This is a genomic window from Streptomyces sp. NPDC046303 (genome assembly GCF_055588085.1).
The window spans coordinates 1-17,562 of the sequence record NZ_JBVJFA010000052.1; the positions used below are offsets into that span (position 1 = coordinate 1).

19 protein-coding genes are annotated in these 17,562 nt (G+C 72.2%); 7 read left to right on the plus strand and 12 right to left on the minus strand.

Features of this window, described 5'->3' with window-relative positions; genetic code table 11:
- Positions 1–87: 87 nt before the first annotated feature.
- Entirely contained in the window at positions 88–507 is a 420-nt protein-coding gene (locus ACZ6I1_RS32540) for a Zn-ribbon domain-containing OB-fold protein (RefSeq protein WP_469292502.1), read from the minus strand.
- Complete coding sequence (locus ACZ6I1_RS32545) at positions 504–956, minus strand: DoxX family protein (protein WP_469292503.1); 453 nt, start codon at positions 954–956, stop codon at positions 504–506. Before ACZ6I1_RS32545 ends, ACZ6I1_RS32540 begins: the two co-directional genes overlap by 4 nt.
- A 181-nt stretch (positions 957–1,137) precedes the next feature.
- Here ACZ6I1_RS32545 and ACZ6I1_RS32550 point away from each other — a divergent pair, with 181 nt between their 5' ends.
- From ACZ6I1_RS32550 to ACZ6I1_RS32560, 3 genes are all read left to right on the plus strand, one after another.
- A complete protein-coding gene (locus ACZ6I1_RS32550; protein ID WP_469292504.1) occupies positions 1,138–2,292 on the plus strand; it encodes a flavin-containing monooxygenase in 1,155 nt (384 codons plus the stop codon).
- Positions 2,293–2,474: 182 nt separating this feature from the next.
- Positions 2,475–4,712, plus strand: coding sequence for an acetate--CoA ligase family protein (locus ACZ6I1_RS32555; RefSeq protein WP_469292505.1), 2,238 nt, complete (start codon positions 2,475–2,477; stop codon positions 4,710–4,712).
- Positions 4,713–5,036: 324 nt separating this feature from the next.
- Entirely contained in the window at positions 5,037–5,822 is a 786-nt protein-coding gene (locus tag ACZ6I1_RS32560) for an enoyl-CoA hydratase/isomerase family protein (RefSeq protein ID WP_469292506.1), read from the plus strand.
- 17 nt (positions 5,823–5,839) lie between these two features.
- On the opposite strand, the gene ACZ6I1_RS32565 is transcribed toward ACZ6I1_RS32560, so the two are convergent.
- From ACZ6I1_RS32565 to ACZ6I1_RS32580, 4 genes are all read right to left on the minus strand, one after another.
- Positions 5,840–6,634 (minus strand): VOC family protein, encoded by a 795-nt coding sequence (locus ACZ6I1_RS32565; protein WP_469292507.1) that lies wholly within the window; start codon positions 6,632–6,634, stop codon positions 5,840–5,842.
- A gap of 161 nt (positions 6,635–6,795) precedes the next feature.
- Positions 6,796–7,533 carry a hypothetical protein gene (locus ACZ6I1_RS32570; protein ID WP_469292508.1) on the minus strand — a complete coding sequence of 246 codons (738 nt, stop codon included), beginning with the start codon at positions 7,531–7,533 and terminating at the stop codon, positions 6,796–6,798.
- A 10-nt stretch (positions 7,534–7,543) separates the two neighbouring features.
- Positions 7,544–8,368: a hypothetical protein gene (locus ACZ6I1_RS32575; protein WP_469292509.1), complete on the minus strand. Its 825-nt coding sequence runs from the start codon at positions 8,366–8,368 to the stop codon at positions 7,544–7,546.
- A 111-nt stretch (positions 8,369–8,479) separates the two neighbouring features.
- Positions 8,480–8,998, minus strand: coding sequence for a hypothetical protein (locus tag ACZ6I1_RS32580; protein ID WP_469292510.1), 519 nt, complete (start codon positions 8,996–8,998; stop codon positions 8,480–8,482).
- A 182-nt stretch (positions 8,999–9,180) separates the two neighbouring features.
- Here ACZ6I1_RS32580 and ACZ6I1_RS32585 point away from each other — a divergent pair, with 182 nt between their 5' ends.
- Entirely contained in the window at positions 9,181–9,798 is a 618-nt protein-coding gene (locus ACZ6I1_RS32585; RefSeq protein ID WP_469292537.1) for a flavin reductase family protein, read from the plus strand.
- A 44-nt stretch (positions 9,799–9,842) separates the two neighbouring features.
- Here the strand turns inward: ACZ6I1_RS32585 and ACZ6I1_RS32590 are convergent, their stop codons facing one another.
- The 3 genes from ACZ6I1_RS32590 to ACZ6I1_RS32600 all read right to left on the minus strand — a co-directional run bounded on the left by ACZ6I1_RS32590 (position 9,843) and on the right by ACZ6I1_RS32600 (position 13,127).
- Positions 9,843–10,910 carry a Zn-dependent alcohol dehydrogenase gene (locus ACZ6I1_RS32590; RefSeq protein ID WP_469292511.1) on the minus strand — a complete coding sequence of 356 codons (1,068 nt, stop codon included), beginning with the start codon at positions 10,908–10,910 and terminating at the stop codon, positions 9,843–9,845.
- The gene (locus ACZ6I1_RS32595; protein ID WP_469292512.1) at positions 10,907–12,151 is read right to left on the minus strand and encodes an acyl-CoA dehydrogenase family protein; all 1,245 of its coding nucleotides are present in this window, start codon (positions 12,149–12,151) and stop codon (positions 10,907–10,909) included. Before ACZ6I1_RS32595 ends, ACZ6I1_RS32590 begins: the two co-directional genes overlap by 4 nt.
- Positions 12,152–12,215: 64 nt before the next feature.
- Entirely contained in the window at positions 12,216–13,127 is a 912-nt protein-coding gene (locus ACZ6I1_RS32600; RefSeq protein WP_469292513.1) for an SDR family oxidoreductase, read from the minus strand.
- 108 nt (positions 13,128–13,235) lie between these two features.
- Here ACZ6I1_RS32600 and ACZ6I1_RS32605 point away from each other — a divergent pair, with 108 nt between their 5' ends.
- Positions 13,236–14,162 carry a cyclase family protein gene (locus ACZ6I1_RS32605; protein ID WP_469292514.1) on the plus strand — a complete coding sequence of 309 codons (927 nt, stop codon included), beginning with the start codon at positions 13,236–13,238 and terminating at the stop codon, positions 14,160–14,162.
- Positions 14,163–14,211: 49 nt separating this feature from the next.
- On the opposite strand, the gene ACZ6I1_RS32610 is transcribed toward ACZ6I1_RS32605, so the two are convergent.
- Positions 14,212–14,805 carry an MBL fold metallo-hydrolase gene (locus tag ACZ6I1_RS32610; RefSeq protein ID WP_469292515.1) on the minus strand — a complete coding sequence of 198 codons (594 nt, stop codon included), beginning with the start codon at positions 14,803–14,805 and terminating at the stop codon, positions 14,212–14,214.
- A 243-nt stretch (positions 14,806–15,048) separates the two neighbouring features.
- Here ACZ6I1_RS32610 and ACZ6I1_RS32615 point away from each other — a divergent pair, with 243 nt between their 5' ends.
- Positions 15,049–15,771 carry a hypothetical protein gene (locus tag ACZ6I1_RS32615; protein ID WP_469292516.1) on the plus strand — a complete coding sequence of 241 codons (723 nt, stop codon included), beginning with the start codon at positions 15,049–15,051 and terminating at the stop codon, positions 15,769–15,771.
- 59 nt (positions 15,772–15,830) lie between these two features.
- Here ACZ6I1_RS32615 and ACZ6I1_RS32620 read toward each other — a convergent pair whose 3' ends face one another.
- On the minus strand, positions 15,831–16,238 hold the full coding sequence (locus ACZ6I1_RS32620) for a VOC family protein (RefSeq protein WP_469292517.1): 408 nt from the start codon (positions 16,236–16,238) through the stop codon (positions 15,831–15,833).
- A 162-nt stretch (positions 16,239–16,400) separates the two neighbouring features.
- On the opposite strand from ACZ6I1_RS32620, the gene ACZ6I1_RS32625 reads away from it, so the two are divergent.
- Entirely contained in the window at positions 16,401–16,682 is a 282-nt protein-coding gene (locus ACZ6I1_RS32625; protein WP_469292518.1) for a hypothetical protein, read from the plus strand.
- Positions 16,683–16,906: 224 nt separating this feature from the next.
- On the opposite strand, the gene ACZ6I1_RS32630 is transcribed toward ACZ6I1_RS32625, so the two are convergent.
- A complete protein-coding gene (locus tag ACZ6I1_RS32630) occupies positions 16,907–17,371 on the minus strand; it encodes an ATP-binding protein (RefSeq protein WP_469292519.1) in 465 nt (154 codons plus the stop codon).
- Positions 17,372–17,562: the final 191 nt, after the last annotated feature.

Consider the following 17,562-nt stretch of genomic DNA (forward strand, 5'->3'; position numbering starts at 1 on the left):
TGCTGTAGCGAGGGTTTCGAGATCTGTCGTCACAAACAGATCAACGAGACCCTCGCTTCATGCGCCCGAGACTTCGGACTTACTCGTCTAGGGGGCGGCCGGTTCGAAGACCGGGACGTGGAGGCCCTCGGCGGCCTCGCGGAAGGCGACCGTCAGCGGCATGCCGATGCGGAGGTCCGGCGCCGGGCAGGCGACGACCTCGGTCATCATCCGCGGGCCCTCCGCCAGGTCGACGACCGCCGCCGTGTACGGGACGCGCGTACCGAAGGGCGGGAGGTCGTTGCGGTGGATCACCGACCAGGTGTAGAGGGTCGCCCGGCCGCTCGCCGCCTCCCACGCCACCCGGTCCTCGCCCGCCCAGCACAACGGGCAGAACTCCCGCGGGTAGTGGTGCGCCCGCCCGCAGTCCGCGCAGCGGCGCAGCAGCAGCCGCCCTGCGGCCGCCGCGTCCCAGTAGGGGCGGGTGAACTCGTCCGCCTCGGGCAGGTCGTACCGCACGCCGTTCACGGGAAGAGTCCGATCGCCGCGTCGAGGGACCAGGTCTGCCAGGACATGGCCGTCAGGGCGACCAGCGAGATGAGCGCCATCATCGCGTTCTGGCCCTGCTCCGCCCAGTCGTGGATCATCAGCACCAGGTAGAGCAGGTTCAGCAGGAGCCCGCCGACCAGCGCGACCGGGGTCAGGAAGCCGAAGACGAGGCCCAGCCCGAGGGCGAGTTCCGCGTAGACGACGAGGTACGCCATCGTCTTGGGCCGCGGTTTCACGACCAGCTCGAAGCCGCCCCTGACGAAGGTCCAGCGGTGCTTGGCGGCGACGTCGGCGGCCCAGGCGATGCCGGTGCCGCGCTCGAACCAGCCCTTCTTGTCCTTGTGCCGCCAGCTCTCCAGCCACCACAGGCCGAGGCCTATGCGGAGCACGGCGAGCCATTCGGCCCCACTGAGCCAGATGGTCTGCATCGGCAGCCCCCACCCCTTCTCCGTGTCTGACGGTACGTCAGTTCAGCGGATCGGGGCCGATCCCGCAAGGGTCCGGCCGTCCGTGATCGATCCGCAATCGATTCCCCGCCCGACCGAGACCCATCAACTCAGCGTGGCGATACGATCACACCTCATGCCAGGAGTCCCCGCAGCACCCGATATGACCACCCAGCCCCGCCCCGTGTACGTCATCGGCGGCGGTCCCGGCGGCCTCGCCGCCGCCGCCGCGCTGCGCGCCCGCGGGGTCCGCGCCGTGGTCGTCGAGAAGTCCGACGGGGTCGGCGCGTCCTGGCGGCGGCACTACGACCGGCTGCACCTGCACACCACGCGCCGGCTCTCGGCGCTCCCCGGCCTGCCCATGCCGCGCCGCTTCGGCCGGTGGGTCTCGCGCGACGACGTGGTGCGCTACCTGGAGAAGTACGCCGAGTTCCACGAGCTGGAGATCGTCACCGGGGTCGAGGTCACCCGCCTCGAGACCGACGGGACGGGCGGCTGGACCCTGCACGCCACCGGCGGGCGGGTGCTCACCGCCGCCGCCGTGGTCGTCGCCACCGGCTACAACCACACGCCCCGGCTCCCCGACTGGCCCGGCCTCGACACGTACGGCGGGCAGCTGCTGCACGCCGCCGACTACCGCGCCCCGGGGCCGTACGCGGGCCGCGACGTCCTGGTCGTCGGCGCCGGCAACACCGGCGCCGAGATAGCCGTCGACCTCGCCGAGGGCGGCGCCGCCCGGGTCCGGCTCGCCGTGCGCACGGCCCCGCACATCGTGCGCCGCTCCACCGCCGGCTGGCCGGCCCAGCGCACGGGGATCCTCGTACGGCGGCTGCCGGTGCCCCTCGTGGACCGGCTGGGCGCGCTCGTCGCCCGGGCCTCCGTCCCGGACCTGTCGGCGTACGGGCTCCCGCGGCCCGCCTCCGGCCTCTACAGCAGGGTCAAGGAGGGGGCGATCCCGGTGCAGGACGTCGGCCTGATCGACGCGGTCCGCGCGGGCCGCGTGGAGCCGGTGGCCGCCGTGGAGGGATTCGACGGCGCGGAGGTGCTGCTCGCGGACGGCTCGCGGATCACCCCGGAGGTGGTGGTCGCGGCGACCGGATACCGCCGCGCCCTGGAGGGTCTGGTGGGCGGGCTGGACGGCGTGCTCGACGAGCGCGGGCGGCCCCGTACGCACGGCGCCCACACCCCCGCACAGGCCCCCGGCCTGTACTTCACCGGCTTCTCCAACCCGATCAGCGGGATGTTCCGGGAGATGGCCCGGGACGCCGAGAAGATCGCCCTGGCCGTGCAGCGCGGGCTGCGGGGCTCCCGGACCTGAGGCCCGTTCCGGCCGGAATGGCCCTCTGGACCACCGCCGGGGGTTTCTGACACCGTTCCACACATCACCTCCACCACCTTTCCTGCGCAGCCCTGTTCCTGACGGCACGTCAGTTCAGTAATCTGACTGCACGTCAGTTATCGAGTTCCATCGAGGTTCATCGAGCAGGAGCGGGCGGAACGATGCTTGGATCTACTCACGGCACCCTCACCACCGACTTCCGCGCACGTGTCGAGGCCTGCGGGGAGTCCCCCAGAACGGCCGTCCACTCCTCTGCGCCGCCCTCCGCCGAGGACGCGGTCACCCTGGACGTCAGCGGACGGCCCCTGCACTCCGACGTCCCCGACCTGGACCGGTTCTTCCGGCCCGAGTCGGTCGCCGTCATCGGCGCCTCGGACGCCGAGGGCAGGCCGAACACCGGCATCACCCGCCAGCTGATGGCCTGGGCGCAGCGCGTCGGCGCACGCGTCCACCCGGTGCATCCGACCCGTGAGAGCGTCTTCGGCCTGCCCTGCGTGCCCTCGGTGGCGGCCCTGCCCGAACAGGTGGACCTCGCCGTCCTCCTCGTCGCCGACCCGCTCCCGGTCATCGAGGAACTCGCCGAGACGAAGGTGAAGTTCGCCGTCGCCTTCGCCTCCGGCTTCGCCGAGACGGGGGATGCGGGAGCCGCCGCCCAGGCCCGCCTGACGGCCGCCGTCGGCCGCTCGGGCCTGCGCCTGCTGGGCCCCAATACGAACCTCAACGCCTTCGAGAGGTTCCGCGAGGACCTCGACGGCCCGGCGATCGCCCTGATCACCCAGTCCGGCCACCAGGGGCGGCCCGTCTACACCCTTCAGGAGCTGGGCATCCGCCTCTCCCACTGGGCGCCGACCGGCAACGAGGCCGACCTGGAGACCTCCGACTTCATCTCCTACTTCGCCGAGCAGCCCGAGGTCGGGGCCATCGCCTGCTACGTGGAGGGCCTCAAGGACGGCCGGTCCTTCCTGCTGGCCGCCGACCGGGCCGCCCGCAACGGGGTACCCGTCGTCGCCGTCAAGGTCGGCCGCACCGAGACCGGCGCCCGGATGGCCGCCTCCCACACCGGGAAGCTGACCGGCGCGGACACCGTCGTGGACGCCGCGATGCGCCAGTTCGGCGTCATCCGCGTCGACGGCCTGGACGAACTCCAGGACACCGCCGCGCTGCTCGCCCGGGCCCGCAGGCCGAAGGCCGAGGGCGTCGTCGTGTACTCCATCTCCGGCGGCACCGGAGCCCACTTCTCCGACCTGGCGACGGAGGCCGGACTCAGCCTGCCGACGCTCTCCCCGGCCAAGCAGGACGAGCTCCACCAGTGGATCCCCGCGTACCTGAACGTCGCCAACCCCGTCGACAACGGCGGCCACCCCGTCGGCGACTGGCGCGGCCGCAAGATCATCGACGCGATCCTCGCCGACCCCTCGGTGGGAGTCCTGATCTGCCCCATCACCGGCCCCTTCCCCCCGATGAGCGACAAGCTCGCCCAGGACCTGGTCGACGCGGCCGAGCAGAGCGACAAGCTGATCTGCGTGATCTGGGGCTCCCCGGTCGGCACGGAGGACGCCTACCGGAAGGTACTCCTCGGCTCCTCCCGCGTGGCCACCTTCCGCACCTTCGGCAACTGCATCACCGCCGTCCGCGCCTACCTCGGCCACCACCGCTTCACCACCGGCTACCGCTCCCCCTTCGACGAGGCCCCCCGCACCCCCTCGCCCTCGTACCGCAAGGCGCAGGCCCTGATGCGGCCGGGGCAGCAGCTCAGCGAGCACGCGGCGAAGCAGCTGCTGCGGGCGTACGGGATCCGGGTGCCGCGCGAGCAGCTCGTGACGAGCGCGGCGGCCGCCGTCCGCGCGGCAGGCCTGGTCGGCTATCCGGTGGTGATGAAGGCCTCAGGCCCGCAGCTGGGCCACAAGACGGAACTGGGCCTGGTCAAGATCGGGCTCACCTCCGCGAGCCAGATCCGCGACGCGTACCGCGAGCTCACCGACATAGCCCGCTACGAGAACGTCCCGCTGGACGGCATCCTGGTCTGCCAGATGGTCGAACGCGGCGTGGAAATGGTCGTCGGCGTCACCCAGGACGACCTCTTCGGGCCGACCGTCACGGTGGGGCTGGGCGGGGTCCTGGTGGAGGTCCTGAACGACGCGGCGGTCCGCGTGCCGCCCTTCGGAGAGCACCAGGCCCGCGCGATGCTCACCGAACTGCGGGGGGCCGCACTCCTGGAGGGCGTACGGGGCGCGCCCCCGGCCGACGTCGACGCCCTGGTGGAGGTCATCCTGCGGATCCAGCGCATGGCGCTGGAACTGGGCGACGAACTCTCCGAACTGGACATCAACCCCCTGATGGTCCTCCCCCGCGGCCAGGGAGCGGTAGCCCTGGACGCCCTCGCCATCTGCCGCCACTAGCGCTGCACCGGCGAAGCCGGAACCCTCGGGTGCGCCGCCGTTGTCGGGGGGGGACTGCCCCCCGAACCCCCGCGCCTCCAACCCCCCGGCTACCGCTGCGAGGGGCCCCGGGCGGGGGCTGGAACGGACTGCGCCGGACGTGAGGGGTCGGGGGCGGGGGCGGGGTGGGGTGCCGGCTGGGACTAAAACGAGATGACTTCGGCGCACTCCAAGGCCCCCCGCCGCACTCCCCCCAGGGCGCCGAACATCGAAGCCCGTCCCGGCCGGCACCCCACCCCGCCCCCGACCCCGGCCCCGACCCCGCCCCCGCCCCCTGGAGCGCACATGGACGACATCCTGCACCGCACGAACAACGGCGTCTTGTGGATCACCCTCAACCGCCCCGAGGCCATGAACGCCGTCACCTGGGACCAGCGCGAACACGTCATCGCGCTGCTCGAAGCCGCCTCCGCCGACCCGCACGTCCGGGCCGTCGTCATCACGGCCACCGGCAAGGGCTTCTGCGCGGGCGCAGACCTCCGCGGCAGCCCCACCCGGACCGACCGCGTCGCCGGCGACGTCGCCCGCATGATCCGCCGCGGCGCGCAGCGCCTGATCACCGCGGTCCTCGACTGCGAGAAGCCGGTCATCGCCGCGGTCAACGGCACCGCCGCCGGCATCGGCGCCCACCTCGCCCTCGCCTGCGACCTGGTGATCGCCGCCGAGGAGGCCCGGTTCATCGAGGTGTTCGTCCGCCGCGGCCTGGTCCCCGACGGCGGGGGCGCGTACCTCCTCCCCCGCCTGATCGGCCCCCAGAAGGCCAAGGAGCTGATGTTCTTCGGGGACGCCGTCCCGGCCGCCGAGGCCGAACGCCTCGGCCTGGTCAACCGGGTGGTCCCGGCCGAAGCGCTCGAGGCCGCCGCCCGCGACTGGGCGGAGCGTCTCGCGCAGGGCCCGACCCGGGCCCTCGCCTTGGCGAAGCAGCTGGTCAACGCCTCCCTGGACGGCGACCGGGCGGCCGCGCTGGCCGCCGAGGCCACCGCCCAGGAGATCAACATGGGCACGGCCGACGCGAACGAGGGCGTGGCGAGCTTCGTGGAGCGGCGCACGCCCAAGTACACCGGCCGCTGACCCCGGCCGGCGGCCGGCTACATCCCGCCGCTGGGCTTCAGCAGCGCGAACACGGCACCGGCCGGGTCGGAGGCCCACGCGATCCGGCCGACGTCCGGCACGTCCGCCGCCGGCATCATCACCGCACCGCCGTTCCCCTCGACCTTCGAGACGGTGGCGTCCACGTCGGCGACGTGGAAGTACGGAACCCAGCGCGGCACCATGGCCGATCCGCCGCCCGCGCCCTCGCCCTGTTCCGCGATCCCGCCGAAGGAGGCCTCCTTCTTGTCCCCGTCGGCGGTGCTCAGCACCCGGTACGTCATCCCGGGCGCCTCCATCACCTCGTGCCGCCAGCCGAACACCCCGTAGTAGAAGGCGACGGCCGCGACCGGGTCGGGTACGTGGAGCTCCACCCACACCAGGGTGTTCTCGGCGGAGACCAGCCCCAGCCCGCGGGTCTTGCCCGGCTGCCAGGTCGCGAACTGCGCGCCCTGCGGGTCGGTGAACTGCGCCAGCCAGCCCTCCCCCATGACGTCCATGGGCTCCATCCGGACCTGTCCGCCCCCGACCCGGACTGCCTCGGCGGTGGCCCGGACGTCGTCGCTCTGGAAGTGGACCATCCAGGCGGACGTGGCCCCCTCCTCCGTGAGCGGCCCCAGCGCGGCGACGGTCTTCCCGCCGACCTGCCAGAAGCCGTACCCGCCCGCCTCGGGCCCCGCGGAGACGAAGCTCCAGCCGAAGACGGCACCGTAGAACGCGGCGGCCGCGTCGGTGTCGGGGCTTCCGAGGTCGATCCAGTTGGGTGATCCGGTACGGAAGTCGGTGCCGAGCATCAAGTGCCTCCTACGGGTCCGGCGGTACGAGTCCGCCGGCCACGATGCCGAGCCCCCGCGCGCCGGCGGGCGTACGGACTCCCGGAGGGCCGGGGTTTCACCCGTACGGAGTACCGGGGCAGGGGCAGGGGCAGGGACAGGGGCAGGGGCAGGGGGCCGCCTCAGATCCCGACGCGCTCCAGCGCCGGCCGGAACTGGTCGTAGAAGTCCACCTTGACCTGGAGGGAGCGCTGCTCGGCTTCCCTGAAGGCGTCGGCCGCCCGCTCGCCCCCGCTGCCGAGGAACGCCCACATGCGGGTGGCCAGGCGATCGGGGTGGGTGACGGCCAGGAGGTTCGCGGCAGCGAGGGAGCCGCCCTTGGCGTCATGAGAGTGGTGCGGGTAGTAGAAGCTCGAGATGTTCTCCCCGTCCCGCGTGAGCAGGGGTGCCATGCGCTCCCAGAGCCGCCCGTATTCGACGGAGACCAGGATCTCCCCCCAGAAGCGCAGGATCGTCAGCACCCGCAGGTCCGCGTCGTCGTGCGTACCGGCGTCGGCGATCAGGTCGAAGGTGGCGTCGATGGCCCGCTTCGTCGCCGGGGTCGGCCTCGTGTGGACGAGGGCCTGCCGGGTGACGCCGAGCCGGTACATGTCCGCCGTCATGTCCTCGCGGTGGGAGCGCATGCCGTGGCTGTCCGGGTACTCCTCGCGCAGGATGACCCGGGCGATGCGCAGCCCCTCCTCGTCGCGCAGGAGGTCGATCGCCAGGTCGTAGGCCGGGGTGAACGCGAGGGAGAGGAAGCGCCGCTGGAGGAGGATCGCGGTGAAGTCCTCGTCGGAGAGCAGCGCGATGTTCGCCAGTACCGGGTGCTGCCTGTACTGCTCGATCAGTTCGTTCTCGAACCGGTCCAGTTCTTCCACGGCGTTACCTCTAATTCATGGTGTCGATTGATCTTTGCCAGTCGCGGAGATCGACATCGCGGCCGATGCGCCACAAGGTGTTCAGCTCTTCTTGGACTTCCCGGCCCATCGCCGTCTCACATCCGTCGATTTCGAGCTGGGTGGACTCGATGGCGAGCTGGCCGTGGAGGAACGAGCTGACGAGGTAGCGCTCGTCCGCCTTGTACACGGCGATCGACGGCAGGGAGTTGTACACCCGCACCCGCAGCTTGGGCCGCAGCTCCGCCGGAACCCGGTCGTAGACGGACGCGAGGATCGTCAGGCTGCCCCGCACGTCCACCCCCCGGCCGGGTTCTCCGGTCTGCAGCGCCCGGTCCCGCAGGTCCGCCACCAGGGACGAGGGGTGCAGCAACAGGATGCGCACCTCGGTCCCGCGGTCGACGATGGCGTTCGTCAGCTCGCCCTTCAGGCGGTCGAGGTTGGGTATCCACGTCTGCAGGATGGCCACTTCGCGCCGGGCCGTCCGCACCAGCTGGAGGAAGTCCGCTTGCGGGAAGTCGGGGTGCACCCTGGTCACGCCGTCGTAGCGCTCGCGCCGGAGCTGCCCCTCGATGCCGTCGATGTCGAGCCGGGAGACCTGCGCGTTCATGGTGTCGAGCACCTTCAGGCGGTCGAACTCCATGAGGAGGAAGAGGGTGACCGTGCTCAGGATGAGCAGCGTGATCTTCGGGAGGGTGCCCCCGGGGGCCATCTTGTCGAGCCATCCGAGGAGGTCGGCGAGCAGGACCCCGACGCCCGCCGTCGCCATGGCACCCAGTGCGACCCGCTCGGCCCGGTTGCGGAAACCGTTCGCCATGCCCACTCCAGCCCCCGACGCCCTTGTCGTTGGCGACGACTGTACACATGCGCTCGCCCGTACATGACGGAGGGTCATGTCTCTTTGGTCACAGGGGCGTTGACCAGCACATCAAGCCTTCAGGAGGTCGGCGGCGACGATTCCGGCCAGTGCCGCGAGGTAGCCGAGCACGCCGGTGGCGAGGGCGGTCCGGGCCAGGACGGAGCCGGGCTCCCGGCCCGTGCGCAGGGCCAGCTGGGCCACCAGCAGGGGAGGCACCGCGCTCCCCGCGATCCAGCACCAGGAGGTGGCGTACGGGGCTCCGGCCGCCCAGGGGAGCAGCGCGCAGGCCGCCGACACGGCGGCCAGCCAGAGCGCCGCCACCCACGGGCGGCCGGTCCGGGCGGCCAGGGCGAGGGCCGCCCGGGTGAAGGCCATGGCGTGCAGGAAGGCCCCTGCGAAGAGGGCCGTCGCGCCGAACGCGACAACGAACGGGAGGAAGAGGAAGGCCCCGGGGCTCCAGCCGGCCCCGTCGCCCCCGGATCCCGGCAGGGCGATCCAGAGACACAGCCCGACCAGTACTTCGCCCGCGAAGACCGCTTCGGCTCCCGGCGCCGCCGCCCACCAGCTCGGGCCCGTCGATGCGGGCACCGGTCCATGTGTGATGGGTGCTGCCATTCCGTCCACCCCGCCCGCCTTGAACGCGTTCAACACTCTCAGGGCGGGACCCTACACCCTCCCTTGAACGCGTTCAATGCACCCCGGGACGCACCTCTCCCTTCCCATCTGACGAACCGTCAGGTTCAATCGGTGAGGTGATGGGACACGCAGGGATGGCGGCCACCGTCGTCCGATACCTCAGATCAGTCGGCTCCGCCACCTCCGCCGCGCCGGAGCCGGGGCCCGAGCCCGTCGACGCCCTGCCGCGCCCCGATCTGCGGGCCGTCGGCGAGGACGAGCGCGCGCCGGTGTCGCCCGCCGAATTCCGGGCCGTGCTCGGGAACTTCGCCAGCGGGGTCACCGTGGTCACGGCGCCGCCCGGCGCGGACGGGGAGGGCCCGGCCGGCTTCGCCTGCCAGTCCTTCGCCTCACTGTCCCTCGACCCGCCGCTGGTCACCTTCATGGTGGCCCGTACGTCGACCACCTGGCCGCGGATCGCCCGCGCCGGGGTGTTCTGCGTGAACATCCTCGGGGCCGAACAGGGCGAGCTGTGCCGTTCCTTCGCCGTCAGCGGCGCGGACAAGTTCGCCGGGGTGACCCACACCCCGGCCCCCGTCACCGGGTCCCCGCAGCTCGACGCCGTGCCCGCCTGGATCGACTGCCGGATCCACGCCGTCCACACCGGCGGCGACCACCTGATCGTGGTCGGGCGGGTCGTGGCCATGGGCGCGGCTGGCGAGGGCGACCCGCTCCTCTTCCACAAGGGCCGCTTCGGCCGCCTGGCCGACTGACGCCGCCAGTCGGCCAGACTCTCCCGGCCGACTGGCGGTCCTGTCTAGAACGTGAGCACCCCGCGCGCCACCCGGCCGTGGTGGGCGTCGTCCGCGGCCTTGGCGAAGTCCTCGACCGGGTAGACCTCCGTCACCAGCTCGTCCAGCAGCAGCCGGCCCTGCCGGTAGAGCTCGGCGTAGAGGGCGATGTCGCGCTGCGGACGCGAGGACCCGTAGCGGCAGCCCATGATCGTCTTGTCCAGGTACATGGACGAGACCAGGAACGAGGCCTCCTCCGTGAACCCGGGCACGCCGAGCAGGATCGCCTGCCCGTGCCGGTCGAGGAGGTCGATGGCCTGGCGGATCAGCTTGACGCTGCCCACGCACTCGAAGGCGTGGTCCGCGCCGGTGGGCAGGATCTCCTTCACCGCCGCCGAGGAGTCCGCCGCCGCCGAGGCGTCGATGAAGTGGGTGGCCCCGAACTGCCGCGCCACGGCCTCCTTCGCCGGGTTCGCGTCGACCGCCACGATCGTCGTGGCGCCCGCGATCCTGGCCCCCTGGAGCACGTTCAGCCCGATCCCCCCGGTGCCGATCACGACCACCGACTCGCCGCGGTCGACCTTCGCCCGGTTCAGCACCGCGCCCACGCCCGTCAGCACCCCGCAGCCGATCAGGGCCGCCGACGTCAGCGGGATGTCGGCCGGGATCTTCACGGCCTGCACGGCCTTGACGATCGTCCGTTCCGCGAAAGCCGAGTTGGAGGCGAACTGGAACAGCGGCTTCCCGCCCTGCGAGAACGGCTGCTTCGGCATCCCGATCGCCTTGCGGCACATCGTCGGCCGGCCGCGGTCGCAGTCGGCGCACGCCCCGCAGTTGGCGAGCGTGGACAGCGCCACGTGGTCACCGGGCGCCACGTGCGTGACCCCTGCGCCGACCGCCTCCACCACCCCCGCGCCCTCGTGCCCGAGCACCACCGGCGGCGGGAACGGAATCGTCCCGTCGATCACCGACAGGTCGCTGTGGCACAGCCCGGCCGCCCCTATCGCGACCAGCACCTCCCCCGGCCCCGGGTCGCGGATCTCCAGGTCGTCGACCACCCGGGCCTGCTTGCCGTCGAACACGACGCCTCTCACGGGGACTCCTTAGGCAGGCCGAGCACCCGCTCGGCGATGATGTTCCGCTGGATCTCGTCCGAGCCGCCGTAGATCGTGTCGGCACGGGTGAACAGGAAGAGCCGCTGCGCCTCGTCCAGTCCGAGCTCGTACGGGAGCCCGGGCGCCCAGAGCGCAGGCCCGGCCGCGGCCGCCGCGCCCCGCACCTCCACCGCCAGCTCGCCGAGCCGCCGGTGCCATCCGCCCCACAGCAGCTTGGCCACGCTCGGGGCGCCCGCGCCCCCCGCGCCCCCTGCGCCGCCGCCCGCGCCGCGCCCGGCGCCTGCCGCGGAGCCGAGCGTCCGCAGGGCGTTCCACCGCATCGTGCGCAGCTCGGCCCACTGCCGTACGAGGCGCTCGCGCAGGACCGGGTCCGCAGTGCCCGACGCCGCGTACGCCGCCAGCACGCGCTCCAGCTCCGCGGCGAAGCCGATCTGCTGGACCAGGGTCGAGACCCCCCGCTCGAGGGCGAGCAGCCCCATGGCCACGGTCCAGCCGCCGCCCTCGGCGCCGACGACCTCGTCGGCGACCGCGCCGTCGAAGAAGACCTCGTTGAACTCCGAGGTCCCCGACATCTGCCGGATCGGCCGCACCTCGATCCGCCCCGGCTGGTCCATCCGTACGAGCAGGAACGACAGCCCCCGGTGACGCCGCGAGCCCGGTTCGCTGCGGGCCAGGACGAAGCACCAGTCGGCGTCCTGGGCCAGCGAGGTCCAGATCTTCTGCCCGGTGACCCGGAACCGCCCGGCCGCGCCCCGCCGGGGTTCGCGTACCGCCGCCGTGCGGATCCCCGCGAGGTCGGAGCCGGCGCCCGGCTCGCTGTACCCCTGGCACCAGAGCTCCTCGCCGCGGGCGATGCCGGGCAGGAAGCGGTCGCACTGCTCCTGGGTGCCGTACGCGAGGAGGGTGGGCGCGAGGAGGTTCTCCCCGATGTGGCCGACCCGGCCGGGCGCGCGCTGCGCCGCGTACTCCTCGGCCCACACCACCTGCCCGGTCAGGGAGAGCCGGCGGTTCCCGTACCCCTCGGCCTCCCAGCCCTGCCCGATCCACCCGCCCCGGCCCAGCTCGCGCTCCCAGTCCCGCCGGGCGCCGACCTCCTCGTGCTCGCTGCCCGGCCCACCGAGGCCCCTGGCCTGCGCGTACGGGCCCACGAGGTGCTCGGCCAGCCACGCGCGGGCGCGCCCGCGCAGTTCCTCGTCCTCGGCTCCGAAGCCGAAATCCACGCCGCTCCCCCTGTCTCGTCCCCGTGGCTCCTGGGCTCCGTACGGCTCCGTACGCTCCGTACGGCTACGCGTTGGGGCGCTCCTTGGCGGCCGCCGCCTTGGCCATGGCCTCCAGCTGCGCGAGCATCGGCATCGGGTCCTTGCCCACCGTCCCGGGCAGGAAGTCGGCGATCTTCTCCGGGGTCCAGGAGCCCTCGGCGTAGCCGGCGCGCAGTTCGCGCGGCTGCGCCCAGACGGCGATCTTCGGGCCGGCGATCGTGTAGACCTGCCCGGTGATGTCCTCCGCCCTGGCCCGGTCGCTGAGGAGGTAGGTGACGAGCGCCGCGACGTCCTCGGGCTCGCCGATCTCCTTGAGCTCCATGGGGACGCCCGCCGACATGCGGGTACGGGCGACGGGGGCGACGGCGTTGGCCGTGACCCCGTACTTGGCCAGGCCGAGCGCGGCGGAGCGGACGAGGGAGATGATCCCGCCCTTGGCGGCGCTGTAGTTGGCCTGGGCGACGGAGCCCTGGTGATTGCCGCTGGTGAAGCCGATGAGGGTGCCCGAGCCCTGCCGGCGCATGACCGCGGAGGCGGCGCGGAAGACGGTGAAGGTGCCCTTGAGGTGGGTGGCGACCACCGGGTCCCATTCCTCCTCGGACATGTTGAAGAGCATCCGCTCGCGCAGGATGCCCGCCACGCACACGACGCCGTCGATGCGCCCGTACCGGGCCAGCGCGGTGTCGACGACCCGCCGGCCGCCCGCCATGGTGGAGATGTCGTCGGCGACGGCGACGGCCTCGCCGCCCGCGGCCTGGATCTCCTTCACCACGCCGTCGGCGATCTCGCTCGTCGGCTCGCCGCCCCCGATGCCCACCCCGTAGTCGTTGACGACGACCTTGGCGCCCTCGGCGGCCGCGGCGAGTGCCACGGCCCGCCCGATGCCCCGGCCGGCGCCGGTGACGGCGACGACCTTGTCTGTCAAGAAGTTCCCCACGCCCGGCCCCTTCCCGCGTTTTCTGACGGACCGTTAGATTCTATGGGGAGTCGGATGTCCCCGCACAAGCCCTCGTTGCCGTTTCCACACAAGGAGCTGTTGAGGCCCATGTCACTGCCCGCCGAGTTCCACGACATCGCCAAGCGCGTCAACAACTGGGGGCGCTGGGGCGCCGAGGACGAGATCGGCACCCTGAACCTGGTCACCGACGAGGTCGTCCGGGCGGCCGCGGCGGAGATCCGCTCGGGCCGCCGCGTCCCGCTGGCCCTCCCCCTCAAGGAGGACGGGGTGCAGTCCGGGATGATCCCGGGCCGGATCAACCCGCTGCACACGATGGTGCAGATCAACCAGGAGCTCTTCGGCCCGGGCACGGTGGCGTGCAGCGACGACGCCGTGACGATGGGCCTGCAGGCGGGCACCCACTGGGACGCGCTGACGCACGTCTCGCACTCGGGGAAGATCTACAACGGGCGCCCGGCCTCCTCGATCACCGCCCACGCGCGGTCTCAGTTCAGCGGCATCGACAAGGCCGGGCACATCGTGTCGCGGGGAGTCCTGCTGGACGTGGCGCGCGCCAAGGGCCTGGACCGGCTGCCCGGGGGCCATGCGGTGACCCCGGGGGACCTGGCCGAGGCGGAGGAGTTCGGCGGGGTCACGGTCCGCTCCGGGGACGTCGTCCTGGTCCGCACCGGGCAGATCCAGGTCTATCTGGCGGGCGACAAGCACGGCTACGGATTCCCGTCGCCGGGGCTGTCCGTACACACCCCGGAGTGGTTCCACGCGCGGGACGTCGCGGCGGTCGCGAACGACACGCTCACGTTCGAGATCTTCCCACCGGAGATCGAGGACCTGTGGCTGCCGGTGCACGCCCTGGACCTGGTCGAGATGGGCATGCTCCAGGGGCAGAACTGGAATCTCGAAAAGTTGTCCACAGCCTGTGCGGAAGAGGGCCGGTACGCCTTCCTCCTGTCGGCGATGCCCGAACCCTTCGTCGGCGGCACGGGCACGCCGGTGGCCCCGGTGGCCGTGCTCTGACACCGGCGGCACGCGTCCCGTGACGCTGTCGGCAGCCCCGTCCCGCCCGCTACAGCGGGGCCTCGTCCCCCGCCGGGAACGGCCGCCCGTGCCCCGGGACGATCACGTCGGCCGCCGCCAGGACCCGTACGCGCGAGCCGCGCAGCTGGTCCCGGTCCGGCGCCACGGGGTCTTCGGCCGGGCCGTCCGGACGCCACCAGAGGTCGCCGACGAAGGCGACCACGCCGTCGGCGGTACCGGCGAGCAGGGTGATGTCCTCGGGGCTGTGGCCCGGGGTGCGGATCAGGCGCAGGGAGCCGGTGAGTTCATGGCCTTCGGCGTCCCGGTCGGTCCACTGGTCGTTGCGGTACTCGGCCTTGTGGTCGTGGACCCGCGCCCGGGTGAACAGTCCGACGTTCATGGTGTTGTCGGGGTGGTGGTGGCTGAGCACGACGTCGGTGATGTCGTCGGGTCCCAGGCCCAGTTCCGCGAGCGGGCCGAGGATCCGGTCGCGGTGGGCCACCATGCCGGGGTCCACGATGACGTGCCGGTCGCCGTCGGAGACGTAGGAGACGGTGGCGGCGACCCCCGGTCCGGTGGAGGTGGTGTAGCCGGTGGTCAGGACGGTGTACGCGGCGCTGCGGCCGAGCGGCTGGTCTGTCATGCCCCTACCTTCGCGGCCGGCCCGCCCCGCGCACGAGTGGCTCTTCTGCCCGTGATCGCGGGTTTCGTGCCAACTCGCCGACGCGACGCGGCGGGGCGGGGCGGGGCGGCATGGGGAGCGGCGGCCGGGCCGGTCGTTCGATGTCACTGCCGCGTGGAACCATGAGGTGTCCATGACGCGTCACCTTTCGCGCGTCATTCCCCGGACGCGCACCTCACCCTCACCCTCACTCCAGGAGAACCCATGTCCAACCCCTACGCGGTCACGCCGCCGCCCCCGCCCCCGCCGCAGCCCCCGAGGCGCCGTTCGAACGGCGGCCTCGCCGGCTTCCTGGCCGTCGCCCTCGTCATCGCCGGCATCTACGGCGCCTCGAAGTGGCTCGGCAACGACGACGGCAAGCCCAAGGGGTCGGCCTCCGCCACGGTGTCCCCGTCCGCCAAGCCCTCCTCGAAGCCTTCGGACCCCGGGAACCCCGAGTCCTCCTCCGACACGTCCAGTTCGTGGAAGGTCGGCGACTGCGGCGGCCCCGACCCGGACAACAAGCCCGACGGCTACCGGCCCCAGAAGTGCACCGCCTCCGGCGCCACCTTCAAGGCGATCGACATCAAGGACGCGAGCCTGTTCCCCGGCTCGATCCAGTGCCCGGCCGGCACCGACCTGATGATCGAGGTGAGCATCTCGTACGGCGGCGGCAAGAAGAGCGGCATCCCCACCAACACCGTCTGCGGGCGGAACCTGTCCGACGATCACCCCGGCGACGCTGGCGCGGGCGGCGGCCAGCTGGTGAAGGGCGACTGCGTGACCGACCAGGCCCAGGAGGTCCCCTGCGCCACGGGCGGTTCGAGCACGTACAAGGTCCTCGGCCTGGTCAAGACGAAGAGCGAGTGCCCGTCGGGCACCACCGAGCCCATGGAACTGACCATCGCCGTAGGCCGCCCCTACGACGTGATCTGCGCCGGCAACTAAAAGAGCCGGCCGGCACGCGCCCCGGCCCCCTGCCCGCCTTCCGGGAGGGGGCCGTGCGCTCACGCGTCCGCGGCGCCCGTCTCGCCCAGGATCTCCAGGTAGTGCGCGCTGTACATGACGCCCAGGACGTTGCCGAAGGGGTCGACGACCGAAGCCGTGACGAACCCGGGGCCGCGCTCCACCGGTCCTTCGTACTCCTTCGCCCCCATGGACAGCAGCTTCTCGAAGGCCGCCTGCACATCGTCCACGTGCCAGTACACGACGGCCCCGCCCGGACCGGCCGCCGCGCCGGCGGGCGCGTAGCGGCTGTCGATCAGACCGAGCTCGTGCTGGTAGTCACCCATCCGGAACTCGGCGTACCCGGGACGCTCGAAGTACGGCTCGACCCCCAGCAGTTCGGCATACCAGCGCTTCGCCGCCTCCAGGTCGCCAGCCCAGAAACTGACCGTGGTGAGACCTCGCAACATGCCGTCCACTCCTTCACCGTCACGGAAACCGCATCCCGACCGCCCACCCGCACGGCCAAGACCGACTGTAGACACCAACTAGGCCAGTTTCCGACCTAGTTGGGCGGGGACATGCGCGGCCCGCGATGCAGACAGCGCAGTTCGCCAGAGGGGAGTACCGGCGTGGCCGGGGAAGCAGAGCTACAGGTGGCGTCGGTGGAGAAGTCCTCCGCGACCGAATGCGTGTGCGCTGTCCGCAACATCGGCGGTACGGCCGGTCTCGACATGGTCTTTCGCGCGGAGCCCTCACGCGGAATCGAGGTGAAGCTCACCGAGATCCTCTGGTACGGCCGGATGGTCACTCAGCTGGACGAGGCCCACACCGCGAAAGTCACCTCCTCCGGTGCCGGAGCGGAGAGCATCCGCCCGAACGACGTCCTCCTCGGCCGCCCGTTCCCTCAATGAGAACCGGTCGGGCGCACGCGGCACGCCTCCGGCCGGGAGAGCCGGTTCTGGCGGCACGGCCGTGGAGGTACTGCGGGTGGCGGCGGTGCGCGTGCACGCCCCGAGCGCGGCACGGCAGCCGCCACCCCGCGACCCGCACTCGTCAAGGCGTGCCCTTGGCGTCCCCTCGCGTCGAATCGCTCCACACCAGGGTGATCAAGATGTGACGGAACGTCAACACCTCGTTAGAGGTACACGCGCGGTTCCCGCATCGAGGGGTGAATTTCCGGCGGGCCGTCCGTGGCGCCGTCCGACGCCGATTTTTCCGCGCGGTCGATCTCGCACCAGATCCGCTTCCCCGCGCCCTCGCGCTGCCAGCCCCAGCGGTCCGCCAGGCCGTCCACCAGCTCCAGGCCGCGGCCGCCCGTGTCGTCGCCGGCCGCCTGCCGCCGGGCCGGCGCCCGGTCGCTCGCGTCCGCGACCTCGACGCGGACCCCAGGCCCCCCGAACAGCATCCGCAGCACGGCCGGACAGCCCGTGTGCACGACGGCGTTCGTGACCAGCTCGGAGATCAGCAGGATCAGCGTCTCCGCGAGCGGTTCGTCGTCCCCTATGCCCGACCCCGCCAGCCGCGACCGGGCCCACCGGCGCGCCCGGCCGACCTCGGCGGGGTCCGGTCCTACCTCCAGCTGAACCTGAAGCACCTGCACCGCTCACACCATCCGAACCGGCGGACACTTCGCCTCGCGACAGGATGGGATCACCCACTGTGATCCCCTTGCGCAGCAGCATGGTTGACATACAGTCACCACAACAAGCGCTTCGGGCATATTCCCGCGCGAAGGAGTGGGCGTGGTGCATACTGTGCGACGCCTGCGCCGCTCAACCGCTCGCATTCGTG